The sequence below is a fragment of the Pseudomonas sp. AC355 genome (assembly GCF_979258205.1).
The window spans coordinates 823,672-846,141 of the sequence record NZ_OZ409843.1 but is presented as its reverse complement, the minus strand read 5'-3'; the positions used below and the strand labels follow the sequence as shown (position 1 = coordinate 846,141).

Annotated in this window: 24 protein-coding genes; 12 read left to right on the top strand and 12 right to left on the bottom strand. The window is 61.9% G+C overall.

Annotation, left to right across the window (positions count from 1 at the left end; translation table 11 throughout):
* Positions 1–28: 28 nt before the first annotated feature.
* The 3 genes from ACZ0AI_RS04060 to ACZ0AI_RS04050 all read right to left on the bottom strand — a co-directional run bounded on the left by ACZ0AI_RS04060 (position 29) and on the right by ACZ0AI_RS04050 (position 2,390).
* Complete coding sequence (locus ACZ0AI_RS04060) at positions 29–790, bottom strand: segregation and condensation protein A (protein WP_463566049.1); 762 nt, start codon at positions 788–790, stop codon at positions 29–31.
* 94 nt (positions 791–884) lie between these two features.
* A complete protein-coding gene (locus tag ACZ0AI_RS04055) occupies positions 885–1,514 on the bottom strand; it encodes an L-threonylcarbamoyladenylate synthase (protein ID WP_463569952.1) in 630 nt (209 codons plus the stop codon).
* Positions 1,515–1,526: 12 nt separating this feature from the next.
* The gene (locus ACZ0AI_RS04050) at positions 1,527–2,390 is read right to left on the bottom strand and encodes a PHP domain-containing protein (protein WP_463564672.1); all 864 of its coding nucleotides are present in this window, start codon (positions 2,388–2,390) and stop codon (positions 1,527–1,529) included.
* A gap of 109 nt (positions 2,391–2,499) precedes the next feature.
* Between ACZ0AI_RS04050 and ACZ0AI_RS04045 the strand changes: the two genes are divergently transcribed.
* From ACZ0AI_RS04045 to ACZ0AI_RS04025, 5 genes are all read left to right on the top strand, one after another.
* On the top strand, positions 2,500–2,799 hold the full coding sequence (locus ACZ0AI_RS04045; RefSeq protein ID WP_463564671.1) for a YciI family protein: 300 nt from the start codon (positions 2,500–2,502) through the stop codon (positions 2,797–2,799).
* Positions 2,800–2,822: 23 nt separating this feature from the next.
* Entirely contained in the window at positions 2,823–3,506 is a 684-nt protein-coding gene (locus tag ACZ0AI_RS04040; protein ID WP_463564670.1) for a response regulator transcription factor, read from the top strand.
* A gap of 179 nt (positions 3,507–3,685) precedes the next feature.
* Positions 3,686–4,093 (top strand): Spy/CpxP family protein refolding chaperone, encoded by a 408-nt coding sequence (locus ACZ0AI_RS04035; protein WP_225832796.1) that lies wholly within the window; start codon positions 3,686–3,688, stop codon positions 4,091–4,093.
* Between the two features lie 94 nt (positions 4,094–4,187).
* Positions 4,188–5,519, top strand: coding sequence for a sensor histidine kinase (locus ACZ0AI_RS04030; protein ID WP_463564669.1), 1,332 nt, complete (start codon positions 4,188–4,190; stop codon positions 5,517–5,519).
* The gene (locus ACZ0AI_RS04025; RefSeq protein ID WP_463564668.1) at positions 5,516–5,683 is read left to right on the top strand and encodes a hypothetical protein; all 168 of its coding nucleotides are present in this window, start codon (positions 5,516–5,518) and stop codon (positions 5,681–5,683) included. The genes ACZ0AI_RS04030 and ACZ0AI_RS04025 overlap by 4 nt, the downstream gene beginning before the upstream one ends.
* On the opposite strand, the gene ACZ0AI_RS04020 is transcribed toward ACZ0AI_RS04025, so the two are convergent.
* Positions 5,680–6,246 carry an NAD(P)H nitroreductase gene (locus tag ACZ0AI_RS04020; RefSeq protein ID WP_463564667.1) on the bottom strand — a complete coding sequence of 189 codons (567 nt, stop codon included), beginning with the start codon at positions 6,244–6,246 and terminating at the stop codon, positions 5,680–5,682. The two genes, ACZ0AI_RS04025 and ACZ0AI_RS04020, sit on opposite strands and share 4 nt — an antisense overlap.
* A gap of 437 nt (positions 6,247–6,683) precedes the next feature.
* A complete protein-coding gene (locus ACZ0AI_RS04015) occupies positions 6,684–7,049 on the bottom strand; it encodes a YkgJ family cysteine cluster protein (protein WP_463564666.1) in 366 nt (121 codons plus the stop codon).
* A 182-nt stretch (positions 7,050–7,231) separates the two neighbouring features.
* Here ACZ0AI_RS04015 and ACZ0AI_RS04010 point away from each other — a divergent pair, with 182 nt between their 5' ends.
* The 3 genes from ACZ0AI_RS04010 to ACZ0AI_RS04000 all read left to right on the top strand — a co-directional run bounded on the left by ACZ0AI_RS04010 (position 7,232) and on the right by ACZ0AI_RS04000 (position 10,666).
* Positions 7,232–8,686, top strand: a complete 1,455-nt coding sequence (locus ACZ0AI_RS04010; RefSeq protein WP_463564665.1) for a TrkH family potassium uptake protein — start codon at positions 7,232–7,234, stop codon at positions 8,684–8,686.
* Between the two features lie 87 nt (positions 8,687–8,773).
* Positions 8,774–9,091: an Mpo1-like protein gene (locus ACZ0AI_RS04005; protein WP_463564664.1), complete on the top strand. Its 318-nt coding sequence runs from the start codon at positions 8,774–8,776 to the stop codon at positions 9,089–9,091.
* Positions 9,092–9,277: 186 nt separating this feature from the next.
* Positions 9,278–10,666 (top strand): adenylate/guanylate cyclase domain-containing protein, encoded by a 1,389-nt coding sequence (locus tag ACZ0AI_RS04000; RefSeq protein WP_463564663.1) that lies wholly within the window; start codon positions 9,278–9,280, stop codon positions 10,664–10,666.
* On the opposite strand, the gene ACZ0AI_RS03995 is transcribed toward ACZ0AI_RS04000, so the two are convergent.
* Complete coding sequence (locus ACZ0AI_RS03995; RefSeq protein ID WP_463564662.1) at positions 10,659–11,708, bottom strand: glycosyltransferase family 4 protein; 1,050 nt, start codon at positions 11,706–11,708, stop codon at positions 10,659–10,661. The two genes, ACZ0AI_RS04000 and ACZ0AI_RS03995, sit on opposite strands and share 8 nt — an antisense overlap.
* Positions 11,705–12,529 carry a UDP-2,3-diacylglucosamine diphosphatase gene (locus ACZ0AI_RS03990; RefSeq protein WP_463564661.1) on the bottom strand — a complete coding sequence of 275 codons (825 nt, stop codon included), beginning with the start codon at positions 12,527–12,529 and terminating at the stop codon, positions 11,705–11,707. Before ACZ0AI_RS03990 ends, ACZ0AI_RS03995 begins: the two co-directional genes overlap by 4 nt.
* A 185-nt stretch (positions 12,530–12,714) precedes the next feature.
* Between ACZ0AI_RS03990 and ACZ0AI_RS03985 the strand changes: the two genes are divergently transcribed.
* The 3 genes from ACZ0AI_RS03985 (at position 12,715) to ACZ0AI_RS03975 (ending at position 14,739) form a co-directional block, all read left to right on the top strand.
* Entirely contained in the window at positions 12,715–13,473 is a 759-nt protein-coding gene (locus ACZ0AI_RS03985) for a helix-turn-helix transcriptional regulator (RefSeq protein ID WP_463564660.1), read from the top strand.
* Positions 13,474–13,540: 67 nt separating this feature from the next.
* Positions 13,541–13,876 (top strand): tRNA-binding protein, encoded by a 336-nt coding sequence (locus ACZ0AI_RS03980; RefSeq protein ID WP_463564659.1) that lies wholly within the window; start codon positions 13,541–13,543, stop codon positions 13,874–13,876.
* Entirely contained in the window at positions 13,873–14,739 is an 867-nt protein-coding gene (locus ACZ0AI_RS03975; RefSeq protein ID WP_463564658.1) for a DMT family transporter, read from the top strand. Before ACZ0AI_RS03980 ends, ACZ0AI_RS03975 begins: the two co-directional genes overlap by 4 nt.
* Before the next feature lie 8 nt (positions 14,740–14,747).
* On the opposite strand, the gene ACZ0AI_RS03970 is transcribed toward ACZ0AI_RS03975, so the two are convergent.
* From ACZ0AI_RS03970 to recQ, 5 genes are all read right to left on the bottom strand, one after another.
* Positions 14,748–15,041: an Rdx family protein gene (locus ACZ0AI_RS03970; protein WP_225831899.1), complete on the bottom strand. Its 294-nt coding sequence runs from the start codon at positions 15,039–15,041 to the stop codon at positions 14,748–14,750.
* A 101-nt stretch (positions 15,042–15,142) separates the two neighbouring features.
* Positions 15,143–17,260 (bottom strand): motility hub landmark protein FimV, encoded by a 2,118-nt coding sequence (locus tag ACZ0AI_RS03965; protein ID WP_463564657.1) that lies wholly within the window; start codon positions 17,258–17,260, stop codon positions 15,143–15,145.
* A gap of 237 nt (positions 17,261–17,497) precedes the next feature.
* Entirely contained in the window at positions 17,498–18,898 is a 1,401-nt protein-coding gene (locus tag ACZ0AI_RS03960; RefSeq protein ID WP_463564656.1) for a DHA2 family efflux MFS transporter permease subunit, read from the bottom strand.
* The gene (locus ACZ0AI_RS03955; protein WP_463564655.1) at positions 18,898–19,332 is read right to left on the bottom strand and encodes a MarR family transcriptional regulator; all 435 of its coding nucleotides are present in this window, start codon (positions 19,330–19,332) and stop codon (positions 18,898–18,900) included. The genes ACZ0AI_RS03960 and ACZ0AI_RS03955 overlap by 1 nt, the downstream gene beginning before the upstream one ends.
* A gap of 117 nt (positions 19,333–19,449) precedes the next feature.
* A complete protein-coding gene (recQ, locus tag ACZ0AI_RS03950; RefSeq protein ID WP_463564654.1) occupies positions 19,450–21,573 on the bottom strand; it encodes a DNA helicase RecQ in 2,124 nt (707 codons plus the stop codon).
* A 308-nt stretch (positions 21,574–21,881) separates the two neighbouring features.
* Here recQ and ACZ0AI_RS03945 point away from each other — a divergent pair, with 308 nt between their 5' ends.
* Entirely contained in the window at positions 21,882–22,469 is a 588-nt protein-coding gene (locus ACZ0AI_RS03945) for a UPF0149 family protein (protein WP_463564653.1), read from the top strand.
* The last annotated feature ends 1 nt before the right edge of the window (position 22,470 follow it).

Here is a 22,470-nt window from a genome sequence, read left to right as displayed (position 1 = left end):
ATGGAAAGTGAAACGCGACTACTGCGGCTCAGAGCTCGTCCGCCATGTCCTCGACGCTCTGTTCATTGCGCAGGCGCACATGCACGGCGGCAAAGGCCTCGTTCTGCACCAGTTGCACCAGCGATTCCTTTACCAATTCGAGAATCGCCATGAAGGTCACCACCACGCCGAGGCGCCCTTCTTCCGCAGTGAACAGCTTGACGAAAGGCACGAACTCGCCGTCCTTGAGGCGCTCCAGCACCTCGCTCATGCGCTCACGGGTCGAGAGCGCCTCACGGCTGACCTGGTGGCTCTCGAACATGTCGGCGCGGCGCAGCACCTCGGCCATGGAGACCAGCAGTTCCTGCAGGCTGACCTCGGGCAGCAACTTGCGCGCTCGCGCTTCGGGGGCTTCGACCCGCGGCACGGTAAGGTCACGGCCAACCCTGGGCAAGGTGTCGATGCCTTCGGCTGCCGCCTTGAAGCGTTCGTACTCCAGCAAGCGGCGAATCAGTTCGGCACGCGGATCGTCTTCCTCTTCTTGTGCCTCGGACGAGCGCGGCAGGAGCATGCGCGACTTGATCTCGGCGAGCATGGCGGCCATCACCAGGTACTCGGCAGCCAGTTCCAGGCGCACGCTGTGCATCAACTCGACGTAGCCCATGTACTGGCGGGTGATCTCCGCCACGGGGATGTCCAGCACGTCGATGTTCTGCTTGCGAATCAGGTAGAGCAGCAGATCCAGCGGGCCTTCGAAGGCTTCGAGAAAGACCTCGAGAGCGTCCGGCGGAATGTACAGATCCACCGGCATCTCGGTGAGCGCCTGCCCGTAGACCAGGGCGAACGGCAGCTCCTGCTGAGCTCCAGCCTGGCTGTCGACGTGTTCGGCAGGGTTGGACATTGGCTCAACGCTGCTCGGCAAAAGGTGACGGATCGCCACAGCCAACGCGGATCACCTCAGGCTCGTCGTCCACCAGGCTGATCACCGTGGAGGCTTCCAGGCCGCCGAAACCGCCGTCGATGATCAGGTCCACCTGATGCTCAAGTATCTGGCGCATTTCGTAAGGATCGCTCATCGGCAGATCCTCACCAGGCAGGATCAGGCTGACGCTCATCATCGTCTCGCCCAGTTCCTCCAGCAGCGCCGAAGCGATCGGATGGTTGGGCACGCGTAGGCCGATGGTACGGCGCTTGGGGTGCAGCAGCATGCGCGGCACTTCCCGGGTGGCGTTGAGGATGAAGGTGTAGGGACCCGGCGTGTGGTTCTTCAGCAGGCGAAACGCCGCAGTGTCGACCTTGGCGAAGGTGCTGAGCTGCGACAGGTCGCGGCATACCAGGGTGAAGTTGTGCTTGTCATCGAGTTGGCGCAGGCGACGAATGCGTTCCAGCGCGCTCTTGGCGCCCAGCACGCAACCCACCGCGTAGGACGAGTCGGTGGGATAGACCACCACCCCACCGTTACGGATGATGTCGACGGCCTGCTTGATCAGGCGGGCCTGGGGACTCTGCGGATGTATCTGGAAAAACTGGCTCATGGCTATGGGCTCTCAAACGGCATCGTAAGACGGGGCGCAGGCGAACCGCGTCCAGATGGGTGAAAGGTCATCAGGCAACGGTCGATGCATACCCAGCTCCGACCAGTCGCCAGGCGCGTGAAAATCACTGCCGACACTGGCCAGCAGGCCGAACTCGCGCGCCAGGATCGCCAGGCCTCCGACCTGCTCCGCAGGCTGCATGCCGTTGACCACTTCCAACGCATGGCCACCGGCCGTGGCGAAAGCAGTCACCAGCTTACGCCGCTTGCTGCGGGTGAAATCGTACTGCCACGGATGGGCAAGGCTGATCCAGGCGTTGGACTGGCGTAGGGTCTCGAGCGTTTCATCTAACGTTGGCCAATGCTGTTTGACATCGCCCAACTTGCCCGACCCCAACCACTTGCGAAATGCATCAGCGCGATCCTTTACGTAGCCGGAACGCACCAGAAACTCGGCGAAATGCGGGCGCGCCGGCGCGTTGCCGCTTTCCCCCTGCGCCAGTTGAATGGCGCGCGCGCCTTCAAGTGCACCACTCATCCCCTTGAGTGCCAGACGTTGGGAAATCTCCTCGGCGCGCAACCAGCGGCCCTGATGCAGATCGGCGATCGACTGGCGCAATGCCGGCGCGTTGCTGTCGAAGGCATAGCCGAGCACATGGATGGTCGCGCCGCCCCAGGTACAGGACAGCTCGATGCCATTGACCAACTGCACGCCTAGCGCCTTGGCCGCAACGCTGGCTTCATCGAGCCCTTCGAGGGTGTCGTGATCGGTCAGCGCCAGCATCTGAACGCCACGCCCGTGCGCACGAGCGACCACTTCAGCAGGCGGCAAGGCGCCATCCGAGGCGGTGCTGTGACAGTGAAGATCAACCTGCATAAGGGGCGCTTTCCCGACGATTCATGTTTGTTATTATGCCCCGGCTGGCGGATTCTTGCTGGCACTGCACAGCGTTCCCCACCCGATGTTTCCGAACATAAGGATCGACATGCTCTACGCCATCATCGCCACCGACGTGGAAAACTCCCTGGAACGTCGTCTTTCCGTACGCCCTGCCCACTTGGCGCGCCTGGAAAAACTGAAAACCGAAGGACGGCTGATTCTCGCCGGCCCCAATCCGGTCATCGACAGCAACGACCCAGGCCCAGCCGGTTTCAGCGGCAGCCTGATCGTTGCCGAATTCGAATCATTGGACGCCGCCAAGGCCTGGGCGAATGCCGACCCGTTCCGCGACGCCGGCGTTTACGCCGAGGTGGTAGTCAAGCCGTTCAAACACGTGTTGCCCTGATCAGGAATCGTCACCTCTTAACCATGAGCAATCTGCTGCTGATCGACGACGACGTCGAACTCTGTGAACTGCTGGCCAGTTGGCTGACCCAGGAAGGTTTTCAGGTCACCGCCTGCCACGACGGGCAGAATGCCCGCCACGCGCTCACGCAAAGTGCCCCGGATGCCGTTGTGCTGGACGTGATGCTGCCAGACGGCAGTGGCCTCGAGGTGCTCAAGCAGCTACGCAGCGAACACCCCGAGCTGCCCGTGCTGATGCTCTCGGCGAGGGGCGAGCCGCTGGATCGGATTCTCGGCCTGGAGCTGGGCGCCGACGATTACCTGGCCAAACCCTGCGACCCCCGCGAGCTGACCGCGCGCCTGCGCGCCGTGCTGCGCCGCAGCCTGCCACCAGCCACATCCAGCCAGCTGGAACTGGGCGATCTGCGCTTCAGCCCGGCTCGAGGGGTGGCGGCACTTGGCGCAGATGGCCAGGAGATCGTCCTGACCCTGTCCGAAAGCCGGGTTCTCGAAGCCCTGCTCAAGCAGCCCGGCGAACCGGTGGATAAGCAGGTGCTCGCGCAACTGGCCCTGGGCCGCAAGCTGACCCTCTACGACCGCAGCCTGGACATGCACGTCAGCAACCTGCGCAAGAAAATCGGCCCGCACCCGGATGGCCGCCAGCGCATCATCGCCCTGCGCAGCCGCGGCTATTACTACACGACCTGAGAGCCTGCTCTGCGACGCTGCGAGGCCGATTCGCCGCGAATAATGAGCAGTTTTCGAGCGATTTACACAGCATGGCGTCTCTTTACCCTGCCTTTACCTTGGCTGACCGCGCCTTACCTTGAAACCCCTAATCTGGGCACATCCGGCAACTGGCCGGTTTCGAGACAAGGAGATACACCATGCGCAAGACCATGACCGCCCTGCTCCTCGCCATGACCCTGCCGACCCTGGCAATGGCAGCCCCTGGTGGTGACCATCGCCCAGGCGGTGATCACGGCCCGCGGTTCTTCCATGAGCTGGATCTGAGCAAGGATCAGCAACGCCAGGTACACAAGCTGATGGGCGAACAGAGAAAGAACGATCGCGAGCTCACCCAGCGTTATCTGGACAAGCTGCCGGCAGCCGACAAGAAGGCCCTGGAAACAGAGCGCAAAGCTTCTCGCGACAAGCAGCAGACCGCCATTCGCGCCCTGCTGAACCCGGAACAACAGAAGACCTTCGACGAACAGGCGGCCAAGATGAAAGAGCGCAAGGCCGATCGCGAAGCCTTCGAAGCGTGGAAAGCCGAACACAAGAAAGCTGGCTGATCGCGACAGCCCGTCGCCTGCACGCCAGGTGACGGCCCAATACCAGCCTGTGCCACCTCGGGTGGCACAGGCTTCTGCGTCTGAAGGAGTTCACGTGCGTTCATTGTTCTGGCGGATTCTCGGCAGTTTCTGGCTGGCGATCGCCCTGGTGGCTGGCCTGTCCATGCTGCTCGGTCGTGCCCTGAATCAGGACGCCTGGATTCTCAACCAGCACCCCGGCCTGGAAAACCTCCCCGCACAATGGGTGCAAGCGTACGAGACGGACGGCGCAAGCGCCGCGCAGGACGTGTTGGAACAACGCAAACGGCGTTTCCGCATCGACACCCAGGTGCTGACGGAAGCCGGCCAGCCCGCGGTTCGTGGCACCTTCCCGCCTCGCGCCGCTGCCTTCGAGGAGCGCAACGAAGGCGAACGGCGCCTGCCCTGGCGGCGCCTGACCACCGATTACACCAGCCCCTCGAGTGGCGAAACCTACCTGTTCATCTACCGCATCCCACACCCGGAACTGGATGCCTGGCACCGTGGTAGCCTGCTCTGGCCGTTGAGTGCACTGGGTATCGCACTGGTCGTGCTGACCTTGTTCAGCTTGCTGCTGACCCTGTCCATCACTCGTCCGCTGAATCGCTTGCGCGGTGCAGTGCACGACCTCGGGCAGACCGCCTACCAGCAGAACAGCCTGGCGCGCCTGGCCAGCCGTCGTGACGAGTTTGGCGTGCTGGCCAACGACTTCAACCGTATGGGCGCGCGCCTGCAGGATCTGATCGGCAGCCAGCGCCAGTTGTTGCGCGACGTCTCCCACGAGCTGCGTTCCCCGCTCGCCCGCCTGCGCATCGCCCTGGCGTTGGCGGAGCGCGCAGAGCCTGCGGAGCGGGAAAAACTCTGGCCACGGCTGATTCGTGAATGCGACCGCCTGGAAGACCTGATCAGCGAAATCCTCGCCCTCGCCCGCCTCGACGCCGAACCTGGCTCGGCGCAGAGCATCGACCTGGCGCAATTGGCCAACAAGCTGCGCGAAGACGTCAAACTCAGCCATCCCGAACAGCAACTGGACGTCAGCCTGCAGCCGGGCATGCACCTGCAAGGCTGGCCGGACATGCTCGAGCGTGCGCTGGACAACCTGCTGCGCAACGCCCTGCGCTTCAGCCCCGAAGGGCAGCCTATCGAGCTGAATTTCGTACGTCGCACCGATGAGGTGTACCTGGAAGTCCGCGACCACGGCCCCGGCGTTGCCGAACAGCACCTGGCACAACTCGGCGAACCCTTCTTTCGCGCACCAGGCCAGAGCGCTGCCGGTCACGGCCTCGGCCTGGCCATCGCGCGCCGCGCCGCAGAACGCCACGGCGGTCGCCTGCAACTGGAAAACCACCCGGACGGCGGCTTCAGCGCCAAGCTCATCCTCCCTCTGGATGCGACGCAGATCGAGTGACAAACCTTGCGTTGGCGTCAGCGCAGCGCGCTATCTACTGGACAAGGTCTATCGGCGAAGTGGCAGCGCAGCGCATCCTGCAGAAACTGGGCGTGCTCGAGGAGGCATCGAGCGATGCCCCGCAACCGCTGGTGTGTGAGTTGATCGAGCGGGAAAGCAGCTAGGCCTTGTTCACCCAAGCGCTGACGAACTCGTCGATATTCGACTGCGGCGCGACACGCAATTCACGCTGCGGCGTGCCCAGGTAGAGATAGCCAATCACTTGCTCGTTTTCCGCGAGGCCGAGGCCGGCATCCACCAGCGGATCATGGGACAACTCGCCGGTGCGCCACACCGCACCGATACCCTGGGCGTAGGCGGCAAGCAGAATGCCGTGAGCCGCGCAGCCCGCAGCCAGTACCTGCTCCTGAGCCGGCACCTTGGGATGCCCCTGGGTACGGGCAACTACAACGATCAGCAGTGGCGCCCGCAGCGGCATGTTGCGCGCCTTGGTCAGCGCCTCTTCGTCAGCATCGGGATATTTGCCCGCTATCGCCTCGGCAAACAGCTCGCCCAGCACATGACGCGCATCACCCTCGACCGTCAGGAAACGCCAAGGACGCAGCTGCCCGTGATCCGGCGCCCGCAACGCGGCGCGAAACAGCTGTTCACGCTGCTCGGCGGTGGGCGCAGGCTCGATCAAACGAGGAGCGGAAACACGGTTGATCAGCGCATCGAGAGCATCCATGGGCTCACCTCCAGAAAAAGAACCGGGATTCTACCAGCCAAGCCAGCCGAGCATGAACGGCGAGGGCACAGCCGAATCACCAGCAATCCTGTAGGAGCCCGCTTGCGGGCGAAAACGGTTGCGGGCATCACGCAAATTCGCGGTGCAGCGACTATTCGCCGGCAAGCCAGCTCCTACAGGGATCGCGTGGATCCGTAACCTCCGTAGCCTGGCGTTGAGCGCAGCGATACCCAGGGCGATTTCCCGGGTATCGCTGCGCTCGACACAAGCTACAAAAGCGGAGGCCGAAACCTTGCTCACCCTATAAAAACACGGTGCAGCAGCCATTCGCCGACAAGCCGACTCCTACACCAGCGCGCGAGCCCGGCGCAGATCCGTAGGAACCCGCTTGCCGGCGAAGCGATGGTGGACGCCATGCAGAACACGTGGTCTGGCCGCTAGGCAACCCGATCCGGCGACATCTCTGGCTCCAATGGCGGCACCAGCGGCGGCAGCCCGTAAGCCCTGCGCGCGTCATCGCACTGCGGGTTGTGCTCGCCGTTGGCCCAGGAGGCCTCGAACTCGCGGCAGGTGCTGGAGCGCTGTTCATACAGCGTGCAGCGCGTGCCCTGCCCCACGTCGCCCAACAAGGCGTTGCAGCGTGATGGTTTGGCCTCGGTGCCGCGCATTGCGACGCGGTGCGGGGTGATCAGGATGACCTGTTCGTCGGGCACGCTTCCGCCTGCCGACTGACATTCACCCCAGAAGAAGGACACACGAAAATGCGCGCAGCAGGCGCCGCACGTGAGACAAGGATTGGACATGATTTCGAATGGGCTCAGAAACCGGCAAGGGCCGGCACCTGAGGGCGTATTCTATGCATCGCCATGGACTTGTAAAGCGCCCTGAGTGGCCGCCATACCGGGTGATCGAAGCGCCTGAGCTGGCCGGTTTACAGCACCAGTGGCACAGGTAGAATGGCGCCACTTTTTCGCGGATAAAACCGATGGCCTGGCCAACCCTAAGACTCATCGCGTTCATCAATGGCATCTTTCTGATCACCCTGGCCATCGGCATGATTGGCCCGATGTTCACCTTGTTCGTTTTTGATCGTGCCGCGGAAGTGAGCCCCTTCGCCTGGTCGAGTCTGATCACCTTTATCGCCGGCCTGTCGATGATCGCCCGTGGTCGCCCCCAGGATGTTCAACTGCGCCCCCGTGACATGTACCTGCTGACGGTCTCGAGCTGGCTGATGGTGTGCATTTTCGCCGCCCTGCCGTTCATGCTCACCCAGCACATGAGCTACACCGACTCCTTTTTCGAGAGCATGTCGGGCATCACCGCCACCGGCGCCACCGTACTGACCGGGCTGGACGACATGTCACCGGGCATCCTGATCTGGCGCTCCATGCTGCACTGGCTGGGTGGTATCGGCTTTATCGCCATGGCGGTGGCCATTCTGCCGATGCTGCGCATCGGTGGCATGCGCCTGTTCCAGACCGAATCCTCGGATCGCTCCGACAAGGTCATGCCGCGCTCGCACATGGTGGCCAAGTACATGGTGGTGGCCTATCTGGGCATCAGCCTGCTCGGTTGCTTGGGCCTGTGGCTCGCTGGCATGAGCTTCTTCGACGCCATCAACCACAGCATGTCGGCGATCTCCACGGGCGGCTTCTCCACTTCGGACATGTCCCTGGCGAAATGGACACAACCCGGGGTGCACTGGGTGACCGTGGTGCTGATGATCCTTGGCAGCCTGCCCTTCGTGCTCTATGTCTCGACCTTGCGTGGCAACTTCGGCGCGGTGCTGCGCGACCAGCAGGTACGCGGTTTTCTCGCCATTCTTTTCAGCACTTGGTTGGTTATGGGTACTTGGTACTACCTGACCACCGACCTGCATTGGCTCGACGCTCTGCGCCACGTGGCGGTGAATAGCACCTCGGTGATGACCACCACAGGCTTCGCGCTCGGCGACTATACGTTGTGGGGCGGCTTCGCCGGCATGTTGTTTTTCTACCTTGGTTTTATTGGCGGCTGCTCCGGCTCCACCGCCGGCGGGTTGAAAATTTTCCGTTTCCAGGTCGCCTACATCCTGCTCAAAGCCAACCTGATGCAACTGGTGCACCCACGCGCGGTGATCAAACAGCAGTACAACCATCACCGCTTGGATGAGGACATCGTTCGCTCGATTCTCACCTTCTCGTTCTTCTTCACCATCACTATCGCGATGCTGGCTCTGGCCCTGACCTTGTGCGGCCTGGACTGGATCACCGCACTGAGCGGCGCGGCCAGCACGGTCGCCGGCGTCGGCCCAGGCATGGGCCCGATCATTGGCCCGGCCGGCACCTACGCCAGCCTGCCAGACATGGCCAAATGGCTGCTGACCCTGGGCATGCTACTGGGCCGCCTGGAGATCCTCACCGTGCTGGTGCTGCTGATGCCCGCTTTCTGGCGACACTGATCGCGGCCTCAGCGCAGACGACCGGGCGCTACGATTGCGCGGAATCGGCCTAAACTCTCCTGACATAACAACAACAGGAAGCCGTCGATGAGCAGCCAGGCCCACGAGCGTTTCAACTCCTTCGCCGAGTTCTATCCTTACTACCTGCAAGAACACGCCAACCCGATCTGTAGGCGCATGCATTACCTCGGCAGCCTGCTGGTACTGCTGGTGCTCGGCTATTCGCTGGTCAGCCAGCAATGGCTCTGGCTACTGGCCCTGCCAGTTATCGGGTATGGCTTCGCATGGCTGGGACACTTCGTCTTCGAACACAACCGCCCGGCCACTTTCCAGCATCCGCTGTACTCGTTGATGGGGGACTGGGTAATGCTCAAGGACGCCCTAACCGGCAAAATCCGCTTTTAGTAAGCAACCTCGGCGAGACCGACAGGCCGCTCGGCATGACCGTTCGGTGTCTTATGGCATTGCGCCTTTGCCGGCCTCCGCGTCAGCGTATATGATCCCAGTTTTCCGCTGGCCCCGTCCGCACGCCCCGTGCTGCCTGGCTCCCGGTAATGCAGTCGGATTTACAGCAGGGATCGTCGCCACAGCATGAATGCAACTCTTTCCGCCATTCCGAACGGGTTACCAACGCTGCCCACACGCGAGTATTACTCACGTGTACTGGCCTACATCGCCATAGCCGCCAGCGTCGCCGCCGGCACCTATGCGCAGGTGTTCAGCCACGAGTTGCTGTGGCTGGTGCCGTACGCCCTGCTCTACCCGCACCTGGCTTACTGGCTCAGCAAACGCTTCAGGGACGAGTACTCGCATCGCACAGTGATGACTCTGCTGTTCGTCGATGCCCTGCACTGTGGTGCCGCTGCAGCGCTGTTGGGTTTCTCGGTGGTGCCCAGCCTGATGTGCCTGCTCACGCTGACCTTCAGCGCTTTGATCGTCGGCGGGCTGCGCGACATGGGCCTGGCGCTGTTGGTGGCCTGCAGCGGTGCGCTGCTCACCGCCTCACTCACCGACCTGCACGTCGCACCGGAAACACCGGCTCTGGTGGCGCTGGTCAGTATCGTCTTCACCACGCTGTATATCTGCATAACCGCCTACTTCGTACACCAGCAGAGCATTCGCCTCAGCCAGGTACGCATCGAGATCAAGCGTGAGCAGGAAAAGGCCGCGCGTCTGGCCCGCAACCTGGCCAAGTACCTGTCGCCACAGGTGTGGGAGTCGATCTTCAGCGGCAAGAAACACGTGCGCCTGGAAACCCAGCGCAAGAAGCTCACGGTGTTCTTCTCCGATATTCGTGGTTTCACCGAGCTGTCCGAAGAGCTGGAAGCCGAAGCCCTGACCGACCTGCTCAACACCTATCTCAATGAGATGTCGAAGATCTGCATGAAATTCGGCGGCACCATCGACAAGTTCATCGGCGACAGCGTCATGGTGTTCTTCGGTGACCCGAGCAGCCAGGGCGCCAAGAAGGACGCCATGGCCGCGGTCTCGATGGCCATCGCCATGCGCAAGCACATGAAGGTGTTGCGCCAGCACTGGCGCGCCCAGGGCATCACCAAGCCGCTGGAGATCCGCATGGGGCTCAACACCGGTTACTGCACCGTCGGTAACTTCGGTGCCGATACACGTATGGACTACACCATCATCGGTCGCGATGTGAACCTGGCCAGCCGCCTGGAAAGCGCTGCCGAAGCCGGCGAGATCCTGATCTCTCACGAGACTTACTCGCTGATCAAAGACGTGATCATGTGCCGCGACAAGGGCCAGATCAACGTCAAGGGCTTCACCCGGCCGGTGCAGATCTATCAGGTGGTGGACTTCCGCCGCGACCTGGGTGCCACCTCCAGTTACGTCGAACACGAGTTGCCCGGGTTCTCCATGTACCTGGATACCAACGGCATTCAGAACTTCGACAAGGAACGGGTCATCCAGGCCCTGCAGCAGGCTGCCGAGAAGCTGCGCGACAAGATCATCATGTAATGCCCAGCCCCGCGGCTCGCGGCGGCAATTCGACATCCAGCGACTCGCCGCTCAGCAGTGGCTGTCGGGCCAGAAACTCGACAGCCGACGCGCGCCAGGATTGTCGCCCGGCCTCCTGCGCACATAGCCTGCGATCCAGCTCCAGCGCTGCTAGGCACGCCAGACGCAAATCGTCGGCGAGCACGCCCGTCACGCCGGGCACCACTACATCCAACGGCCCCGGCACGGCGAAGGCTGCCACCGGCGTACCGCAGGCCTGGGCTTCGAGCATCACCAGGCCGTAGGTATCGGTCAGCGAGGGAAACACCAGCACACTGGCGCGACGATAGAACTCGGCCAATTCCTCGCCGTGCCGGTAACCAAAGAACCTGACCTGACTATAAGCCTGTTGCAGCCCCTCTCTCTGAGGTTCATCACCGACCACCCATTTCTCGCCGGGTAGATCGAGCTCGAGAAATGCCTGCAGATTCTTCTCTGCCGCGATGCGCCCCACGTACAGAAATACCGCGGCCACCGGCGTCTGGGCACAGACCTTCGGGGCGAACAGGCGGGTATTCACGCCCTTGCGCCATAATGCCAGGCGCTGCAGCCCTCGACTGGCAAGCCCCTCGCGTAATCGTTCGGTACTGACCAGCACCGCCTGGCTGGGACGATGAAACAGACGCAGATAGGCATACCCCAACCCCAGCGGTAGCCACGGACATCGCGTCGTCAGGTACTCGGGAAAACGAGTGTGCACCGCACTGGAAAATGCCATGCCTCGGCGCAGCAGCCAACGCCGCGCCGCCCAACCCAAGGGCCCCTCGGTCGCCAAGTGTACGCAATCCGGAGCGAAGGCCTCGATGGCCGCAGCGACGCGCCACAGGTTCCAGGCCAGGGGAATCTCCGGGTAGCTCGGACAGGGCACGCAGCGAAATGCACTCGGCGAAAGCACGTCGACAAGATGCCCCATATCCCGTAACTCGCTGACCAGAGCCTGCAGACTGGTGACCACGCCATTGACCTGCGGCGCCCAGGCATCGGTGACGATCAGCAGCCTCATGCGGCTGGCTCGATGACCGCGACCTTGTCTGCCTGCAGTTGCGCCAGCCGCTCCTGCTCATCGGCCAAGCGATACAGCTCGATGCGCCCGTCCGGGTGCTCGATCAGCGCCGTGCAGGATTCGACCCAGTCGCCACAGTTGAGGTACTCGACATCGCCCAGCTTGCGAATCTCCGCGTGATGAATATGCCCGCACACCACACCGTCGAAGCCGCGACGAGCGCATTCGTGGGTGATGGCTTCCTCGAAATCGCTGATGAAGTTCACCGCCGTCTTGACCTTGTGCTTGAGGTAGGCGGACAGCGACCAGTAGCCGTAACCGTAGCGGCGCCGCCAGTGGTTGAGCCAGCGATTGAGCACCAGCGTGAAGGTGTAGGCCGAGTCACCGAGAAAGGCCAGCCAGCGGTGATAACGGGTGATCACGTCGAACTGGTCGCCGTGGATGACCAGCAGGCGCCGGCCATCGGCGGTAACGTGCTCGGCCTCGTCGACCAGCTGGATGTTGCCCAGCAGCAGCTTCGAGTAGCGGCGCAGGAATTCGTCGTGATTGCCGGTGACGTAGATCACCTGAGTACCGCGCTTGCTCATGGTCAGCAGGCGCCTGATCACATTGGTATGCGCCTGTGGCCAGTAAATGCCACCGCGCAGCTTCCAGCCGTCGATGATGTCGCCCACCAGGTAGATGCGCTCGGCCTGATAACGCTTGAGAAAGGCTGCCAGGTGCTCGGCCTGGCTATCTCGTGTGCCCAGGTGCACATCGGAAATCCACAGCGTGCGGACGCGTTGCTTGCGGCTCGGCCTTACCAGTTGTGCGATGCTCATCGGGCGATCTCCGGCAGATTTTCGGCCGAGCTTGAGCGAAAGCGGTGAAATGATTGTGAACGTGGCATGGCGATTCGATGACAGAGCCTCACGACAGCGGCGTTTTCGCAGATGCACGCTCGCTGTCCGCATCCAAAACGTCGATTCACGGAGTAAACTGGCACGACCGTTCGAGGAACTCCGCCATGTCAGCGCTCTTGTCAGTCCGCCACTACCATCAGGACATCGTCTGCCACGAGCATGACCATGCCCAGCTGGTTTTCGGCCTGAGCGGACACCTGCAGTTCGAGGTTGAAGGCCTGGGCAGTCGCATCAGCCGGCAAACGCTGGTGGTGGTGCCTGCCGGTGCGCGCCACGCCTGCGACAGCCGCCATGGCAGCGAATGCCTGGTGCTCGACGTACCCGCAGGCAATTGGCTTGAGCATCACCTCGGCGATCATGCCGATGCCAGCCAACGCTTGCTGGAGGCGCCGCAGAAAGTCGAGCTGTCGGTGACGCAAAGCGGCCTGGTCAACTGGCTTGCCGCCAGCCCGATCAACGATCCGCTGATCGCTCGTCAGGGCTCTATTCTGCTGCTGGCCAGCCTAAGCGCAGAAGCCAATCAACGTCCCAGTTTGGGTCTGCCGCTTAGCGTGCTGAACGCCTATATCGAGCGGCACGCTGCCCATCCCATTCAGGTGGCGGATCTGGCCAGCCTTGCCGGGCTTTCCGCTGCGCGCTTTCACAACCGTTTTCTCGACGAGACAGGGCTCACACCAATGGCCTACGTGCGCGACAAGCGCCTGCGCCTGGGTCGCCAACTGCTGCACAACAGCCGCCTGAGCGTCGGCGAAATTGCCGCACGGGTCGGCTATACCTCGCAGAGCGCCTTCACCGCCGCCCTCTCCCGGCAATTCGGCGAAACGCCCAAGGCGCTGCGCGAGCGCCAGCCTCGCGACAAATAACGCCAGTCGCGCGACAGCTGATCCTGTTCCGGCCCTTTAAAGTGGCGGCCAGAATAGGAGACGTATCATGCAGATCATCGAGTGGCAGGACTTCGAACGCGTCGAGTTGCGCGTCGGCACCCTCATCAGCGCAGCGCCCAACGAAAAAGCCTTGAAACCCGCCTACGTGTTGCAGGTGGATCTCGGCGAGCTGGGCATCCGTACCTCCAGCGCCCAACTCACCGCCCACTACAGCGCCGACGAACTGGTTGGGCGCCAGGTGCTGTGCGTTTGCAACTTCGCCCCCAAACGCATTGCCGGGGTGCGCTCTGAAGTACTGGTGACGGGGGTCTATGACAGCGACGACAAAGTTGTCCTCGCCGGCTTCGACAAACCCCTGCCCAATGGCGCGCGCTTGGCATGAACACCCGCAACGCGTTGCTCGGCCTGCACTTGGGCGCTCTGGCATTCGGCCTGTCCGGCATATTCGGCGAACTGGCGAGCACCACCCCCATTACTATCGTCAGCGGCCGCTCGCTGTTCGCCGTGCTTGCGCTGGGCCTGTTTCTCCTCGCGCTGGGCAAACCGTTGCACATCGCAGCCCGTCATCTGGCCTGGCTGGTACTTGGTGGCCTGCTGCTGGGGGCTCACTGGCTGACCTTCTTCGAATCGGTGCGGGTGTCCGGCGTGGCTATCGCGACCCTGGGGTTCGCCAGTTTTCCGGCCTTCACGGTCTTGCTCGAAGTGCTGCTGGGCGAACGCCCACGGCCTGGCGAATACCTGATGGTTGCCTTGGTCAGCGTCGGCCTGCTGATGGTCGCGCCGGCGCTGGATGCGAGCAACAGCAACACTCAGGGGCTGCTTTGGGGAGTCATGTCGGGGCTGCTGTTCGCGTTGCTGTCGCTGCTTGGCCGAGCGATTGCCTCCCATGTCGATCCGATCCAGGCGGCACTCGGTCAGAATCTGGTAGCCCTGGCCTGCTCACTGCCATTCGCGGGTGCGACGCTGCAGGGCCTGGCAGCCCCACAATGGTTCTGGCTGGCGCTGCTGGGCGTGTTCTGCACGGGGTTAGCGCATAGCCTGCTGGTAGCTAGTCTGCGGGTCGTCAAAGCGCGCAGCGCAGCACTGATTTTCGCCCTCGAGCCGGTGTACGGCATCAGCTTCGCCTGGTTGCTGTTCAGCCAGGTTCCAACGCCTGGCATGCTTGCCGGTGGGAGCCTGATCATCGTGGCGGTGTGCCTGAGCGCCGCTCAGGCAGGTTCTGGGCCGGTTCCGAAAACGGCCTAGGGAATGACTCAGTTCGTTGCAGGGCGATCGCTATGGCCGAGGTCACGGGCCGGGTCGATTACGTCGCGCACCCGCTGCTTGAGCACCTTGGCTTCGGGAAACCCGCCATCGGCCTTGCGCTCCCAAATTTCCACACCGTTGCACTGGATGCGAAAGGTACCGCCGGTTGCCGGTTCCAGGCTGACCCTGGCAAGGTCATCAGCGAAGGTCGACAGTAGCTCTTGGGCCAGCCAGGCAGCGCGCAGCAGCCACTGGCACTGTGTGCAATAGGTGATGGTGACTTCGGCTTTGTTAGGGGTCATGAGTCGGCTCCATTGCTAAGGCCGCCATCTTAGCGCCAGCCCATTCGAGCGCCCATGAAAAAGCGCGGCATGGCCGCGCTTGGTTTCAATCAGGAATTAGATCAGGCAATACGCGCAAGCAGCTCACGGGCTTCCTGCTTCTCTTCCTCGTCACCCTCGCTGAGCACTTCGTTGAGGATATCGCAGGCAGCTTCGAGATCGTCCTGTTCGATGTAGGCCATCGCCAGATTGAGCTTGGTCAGGTTCGCCTCATTGGTGACGAAACGATCGAGACCATCGGTTTCATCAGCAGGCAAATCATCCAGATCGAGCCAATCGTCCTCATGCCCCTCTTCCTCCACTAGCATGGTGCCAGCGAATGGGCTGTTGGCATCATGACCGAAAATATCGGTGGACTGCTCAGCGCTTGTGGCCTCGGAAGATCCGGGCTCTACACCAGCACGTTTCTTGCGGGCTCCGCTCTCGAACGGGTTGACCAGATCCCAGTCGGCATCCAGCGACAGGTCGTCCAGGTTCAACTGAAAATCGTCGTCCTGCCCCTTGCTTTGTTCCAGCGCTGACGATGGCACATCATCCAGTTCCAGAGTCAGTTCCTCCAGCCCCCCCAACGGCTCTTGCGAGTCGGAAGGTTCTAGGGTTTCCATCGGCAACACAAACAGAGCCGGATAGCGACCCTTGAGCTGGTCAATGCGTGCACTATCAAAACCGTCATGACGCAACTTCGCTTCTTCTTCGGCGAAGGCGGCGGTGTTGCCCTGCTGGGCCAGTACTTCGAGCAAACGGAAGCGGATATCCAGGCGCTGCGGGTTAGCCAGGGAGGCCTGACGCAACGCCGTTACTGCTTCACCCAGGCGGCCATAGGCAATATAGATATTGGCGCCGTCCAGCGGATCTGTGGAATTCGGCTCAGTGCGCGCTACAGCCGGGGAGCGCACCGGCAGAGGTACGTCGACTACCGTGGCACGTGATACCGCGACAGGTTCGACAACCTCAGGTGCAGCAGCCCGAACCACTGGTGGGACGACGATTACAGGCTCGGCAATCGCTTCGGGATCAGGCTTGCGCTTACGTTTGAACAGCAACAAAGCAACAGCCAGTAGCGCCAGCAGGGATGCAAGCAGCACGTTCCACAGATTCCAGAACCCTTCTGCAGCAGGCTGCGTTGCAGGTGCAACGACGGGCTCTTGCACAGCGGCAGTCGGCGCAGCGCTCTCAGCAGCGGCTAAAGCGGGCTCGACAGGCACCGGGCGCTGAGCAAGTTGCTCCAACAGCTGGGCAATCTGCTCGTCACGCGCTTCCATGCGCGTCATCATGTCTTTCAACTGGTTCTGCACCACCAGCAGATCCTGCTGCAACTGCATGTTCTCGGCACTGCGGTTGGCGACCTCTTCCTCGACACGGCGAATCTGCGCAATCACTTCCACCTGAGGTTCGGCAGGCTGTTGCGGCGCAGTATCGGGAATGATCTCGGCAGGCGCTTCAGAACGTGGTGCAGCGCCTGCTTGCGTAGGCTGGCTCGCTGCGGCATCCGGCATGCGTGCATGATCGGGCAGTAATAGCGAAGCCCCGGCACGCAGCCGGTGAATGTCACCGTTGCTGAACGCCTGTGGGTTGAGGGCGTGGATATCTAGCATCAAGTCCTGCAGGGAGGTCTGGTTGCCTTCCACTCGCAGCTTGGATGCAATTGTCCAAAGGCTGTCACCGCTGGTGACCTGATAGCGCTCACCACGGCTGGCGATAGGCGTACGACGCGGCGGCGCGTAGGACGTGAACTGCTCATTGTTGCCGACCGGTGCCGCCTGACTGCTATACGAGGAAGACGTTGGCGGATCGAGCAGCACCGTGTATTCGCGCAACAACTGTCCGCCAGGACGCTTCAACTCAACGATGAAATTCAGGTACGGCTCGCGCACAGGCTGGTTGGAAACTACCCGCACGACGCTGTTGCCGCCACGCATGACTGGACTGAAACGCAGGTCATTTAGGAAGTAAACGCGATCTACACCGGCAAGATTGAAGGCATCCGCGGGCGCAAGTGAGACCTTGATATCGGAAGCGCTCATGTCATCGCCAACCGCCAACAGCTCGATCTCGGCGTTCAACGGCTGATTAAGCGCCGAATGCAGAGTGATCTCACCCAACCCCAGCGCTGGCGCCAGTCCCGAATAGAATGCCGAACCCGATGCCAGGCCGATCAGTAAGTGACGAACACGAGTCATAAAAGCTCCCGATAACTCCGCTCGAAGAGTAGCTGCAGCAACCGAAACCGGATCGGCCTTCCTGCAAGATGCGGCGTAGCACAGCGCTGCGTCGGCAAACGCTCCTTGTCCCACCGAGTAGTGAGTATGGTCTCGATTCAACGGCTTGCGAGTTTCAACCCGCATAATCCACTCGAAGTCGAGCATCTGGCCATCATACGCAAAAAGCCAGAAATACGGCTAGTTATGTGAACGCCGTCAACGTTGTGACGGCCGAATGTTCCAAGCGGCAAAAACGGTCAAGACAAACAGCGCCCCCATCAGCAAATAACTCTGCTGAAACGCCACCACCTCGGCAGCGAAATCGCCGCCCTCCTGGCGATGGCGCCACTCCAGAAAGAAGGTCAGCAGGTTAACGCCGAATGCACCGCCCAACTGACGCACGAAGGTGATAGCCCCCGCTCCGTGTGCCAGCTGTTCACGGTCAAGAATGTCCAGCGCTCCAGTGCTCAGCGCTGGCAACAGGATACCCAGACCAATACGGCCGACGCAGGCCCAGCAGCAAAGCACCAGAAACGATGCCCCCGGTTCCAGCCAGCCCAGCCCGAACGAAGACAGCGCCAGCATCAGCAAGCCACTGACCAGTAACACCGCGGTGGACAGGCGATCACTCAACCAACCGCCGAGAAACGAGGCCACGCCCATCAGAATGCCGGTTGGCAGCAACAGCAAACCGGCTCTGCCAGCGCTATAGCCCTCGATGGTCTGCACATGCAGTGGGATCAGGTAGGTGGTGCCGTACAGTCCCATGCCCAGGGCGAGCGCTACCCAACTGGCCTTGCGAAAACCAACATGTCGCCAGAGCCCGAGCGGCAGCAACGGGCGAGCGCTATAGCGACTTCGCCATAGAAAGCCGGCCATCGCCAGAGTGCCGACCAGGCCGGTCAGCCAGACCTGCGGTTGCCCCCAGGGAAAGCGCTGCGCCTCGGCCAGCGCACCGAGCCAGGCGAACAAGCCGATGCACAGCAGGCTGAAAGCCCGGAGGTCGAGAAATGGCGTATCACGCTGCCGCTCGCTGGGCATTAGAAACTGCCCAGCGAGCATGGCCAGCACGCACATCGGCAAAGGCAACCAGAACACCGCGTACCAGTCGAATGCATCGACTAGATAGCCACCAATGCTCGGCCCCAGCGTCGGCGCGATCATCACGCCCAGGCCATACGTGCCAAGCGCAGTACCGCGGCCGCCGCCGGCGAACACCTGGAAAATCAGCACCATCGCCAGCGGCTGGACGATACCGGCACACAGCCCTTGGATGATGCGCAGGGCGATCAGTTGCCAGGCGGCATCGGCCACCAGTGCAAGCAATGAGGTGACGATAAACAGACTCAAACCTGCCTGCGCCGTAACACGCGCACCAAGCCGGGCCTGCGCCCACGCTGACAGCAGTAAGCCGGCAGTCATCGCCGCGAGAAACCCCGTGGACAACCACTGAGCCAGCGGACGGCCAATCTGGAAGTCGGCCATGATTGCTGGCAAAGCCACATTGATGCTGGTCGACGCCAGAATCATCGCCATGCTGCCGAGCATCAGCACGACCAGAAGATACTGAGGATAGCGCGGCCCGAAGCGTCTCTGCAGCAGAGACAATCCCTGCATCAGCGGCGTTCCAGATTACCCAGAATGCGTGCGTGCACCTGTTGGCAACGGCGCAGTTCTTCCTCGTCGATGCCAGCAAAAAGCTCTTCGCGCAACTGCGTGGAGATCGCTTCTATTTGCTCGATCAGCGGTTTGGACGGCGGGCACAAAGCGATTTTCTTGGCCCGACGATCCTCGGGTACCGCATGGCGGCTGACCAGTCCCTGTGCCTCCAGGCTGTCGAGCAAGCGCGCCAGCGTTGGCCCTTCCACACCGACGCTCTGGGCCAACTCACGCTGGGTCGGTAGCTCGTCGAAACGGCCGATGTGTAGCAGCACCAACCAGCGCGCCTGGGACAGCCCCAGGCCAGCGAGCCGCCGATCCAGCTCGGCGCGCCAGGAACGGGAAAGCTGAGCCAACTGCATGGCGAAACGGTGTTGTTCGGATTGGGACATTGAGGCTGCTCTTGGAATTATCAAAAACTAATTATTAGCGAGCTAACCATAGCTTTTGGCAGAGAGCAAGATTGCAGTCGTTGCGAGATAAGAGTCTGTCGCGTCAATAATCGTCGATCAGGCTTCGAATTCGGCTTGCAACGCTGCGCGAACGCAATGCAGCACGCCCTCCTCCACACGACCGGCAAACAGCGGGCTGATTTGCGCTACGGGTGGCAATTCACCTTCGCCATCGAGAAAGGCGTCTTGTATCTCACCAAGCAACTCCTCCGGCAGATCGAGGGCCTGCTCAAGGGAAATCTGCTGATCAGCGATGGCCTCGGCAAGTAGCGAGTAAGCACTCTTCTGACTACAACCGAGCTGATTGGCTATCTGCGCAGGCGTCATGCCGGCACGGGCCAGGCTGACCAGCTCGTGACGCAGATCCACCACCGGCTGCGGCGTTTCGTTGCCAGCCAGCACTTCGAGGAAGGCATCGCCGTAGCGCTCCAACTTGCGAGCACCCACACCACTGACACGGGCCATCTCCGCCAGTGTGCTGGGTTTGCTGCGCAGCATCTCCAGCAGCGTGGCGTCGGGGAAGATGACGTAAGGCGGTACGCCGTGCTCCTCGGCCAGACGCTTGCGCAGGGCACGCAGCGCTTCCCACTGCTCGCGCTCTTCACCACGCACCAACTGCCGTGCCGGGCTGCCCGAAGCCTTGGCGCTCTGTTGCGGCTTGAGGTCACGGCGCAGCTGCAACGTCACCTCACCACGCAGCAAAGGCCTGCAGCTGTCAGACAAACGCAGCCCGCCGTAGCCTTCCAGATCCACATCCGCCAGGCCACGCGCGACCAACTGACGGAACAGCGAGCGCCACTCGCCTTCGCTGAGCGCACTGCCAACACCGAAAACAGAGAGATGCTGGTGGCCGAGGCTACGCATCTTCTCGTTGTCGCGGCCAAGCAGAATGTCCACCAGGTGGCCGACGCCATAACGCTGACCACTGCGGTAGATGGCCGACAGCGCCTGGCGAGCCGGCTCGGTGGCATCCCAGGTCTGCACGCCGTCGGTACAGTTGTCGCAATGGCCACAGGGCTGCGGCAGGTCTTCGTCGAAATAGGCCAACAACACTTGGCGACGGCAACGGGTTTCCTCGCACAAAGCCAGCATCGCATCGAGCTTGTGCTGCTCCACGCGCTTGTGACGCTCGTCGCCTTCGGAATTGGCGAGCATCTGCTTGAGGAAGATCATGTCCTGCAGCCCGTAGGCCATCCAGGCTTCAGCAGGCAGACCGTCGCGGCCGCCACGGCCGGTTTCCTGGTAATAGGCTTCCAGCGACTTGGGCAGATCGAGGTGGGCGACGAAGCGCACGTTGGGCTTGTCGATGCCCATGCCGAAGGCGATGGTCGCTACCATGATCAGCCCTTCCTCATTAAGGAAGCGTTTCTGGTTGTAGGCGCGCAGCTCAATGGGCAGGCCAGCGTGGTATGGCAGTGCCGGGAAGCCCTGCTCGGATAGAAACGACGCGACTTCTTCGACCTTCTTGCGCGACAGGCAATAGACGATGCCGGCATCGCCCTTGCGCGCGGCCAGGAACGCCAGCAACTGCTTGCGGGGCTGCTCCTTGGGCACGATGCGGTAAAAGATGTTGGGGCGGTCGAAACTGGACAGGAAGCGTTCGGCGTTCTGCAGATGCAGACGATTGACGATTTCCTCGCGGGTACGCATGTCGGCAGTCGCGGTCAGGGCAATGCGCGGCACCTCGGGGAACAGCTCGGCCAACTGCCCCAACTGCAGGTACTCGGGACGGAAGTCATGCCCCCACTGAGACACGCAGTGAGCTTCGTCGATGGCGAACAGGGCAACCTTCAGCTGCTGCAGGAAGGCCAGCATGCGCGACTGCACCAGCCGCTCCGGGGCGAGATAGAGCATCTTGATCTCGCCGCGACGAATGCGATCGGCGATATCGCGCTGCTGATCGGCGTCCAGTGTCGAGTTCAGCGCCACTGCGGCGACACCCAGCTCTTCAAGGGTCGCCACCTGATCGTCCATCAGCGCGATCAGCGGCGAAACCACCACGGCCAGCCCGTCACGCAACAACCCGGGTACTTGGAAGCACAGCGACTTGCCGCCGCCGGTCGGCATCAACACCAACGCATCGCCGCCACTGGCCACACGCTCGATGATCGCACCCTGGCGGCCACGGAAGCTGTCATAGCCGAATACGTCTTTGAGGATGCGTTGCGCCTGCTCGAGCATGTAGGGTCTCCGAATCAAGCGGGGCATTATACGCAAGTGTCTCGCGGCGACGGGCAACGGATGTGTTTTTTAGCGTTTAGCACGCCGTTTTGCCTGCAACTCTGGCCGGGTAGGTTGGTCTGCTCTAGCAGGCCGTTGAAAAACGTAGGCGAGGCAGCCGGTGCGAGGCGAAAGCAGGTGAGAAAGCGGAGTTTACGAGCTGTAAATGAGCATTTCGAATCTGCTTTCAACGAAGCAACGGCAACGCAGATAGTTTTTCAACAGCCTGCTAGAATTCAGCCTCGTTTACTTCTTCAAGGTAGCCACCGATGTCCTTCGCCGAGCAACTGTCCCGTCTGCAAGCCTTCCTCGATGCTGATGAACTGCACGAAGAAGCGCTGGACTATGTCGCCGCACACGGTTACCTGACCGCCCTCTCCATCTGCCCGGACAAGGTCGAAACCCGTGAGTGGATCGACGCGCTATTTTCCGAGCCGCCGCACTACCGCAGTGATGAAGAGCGCGATGACATCGAAGCCACTCTGATTCAGCTGCAGTCGCATATCGCCCGCCAGCTGGCCAGCGATGACGAGCCGGAAGTACCGTGTGAGCTGGATCTCGGTGACGAGCCGGACGACTCCGACCTGCGCGGCTGGTGCATTGGCTTCATGGAAGGCGTATTCCTGCGCGAAGCCGTGTGGTTCGACGACGCTGAAGATGAAGTCAGCGAGCTGCTGCTACCGATCATGGTCGGTTCGGGCCTGTTCGATGAGCAGCCGGAGTTCGCTGAGATTGCCCGTGATCGCGACTTGGTCGATAGCATGGTCGAACAGATCCCGGAGCTGCTCACCGCACTGTTCCTGCTGTGCAATGCACCTGAAGAAAAACCGGCGCTGCTCAAACCTCGCCACCACTGAT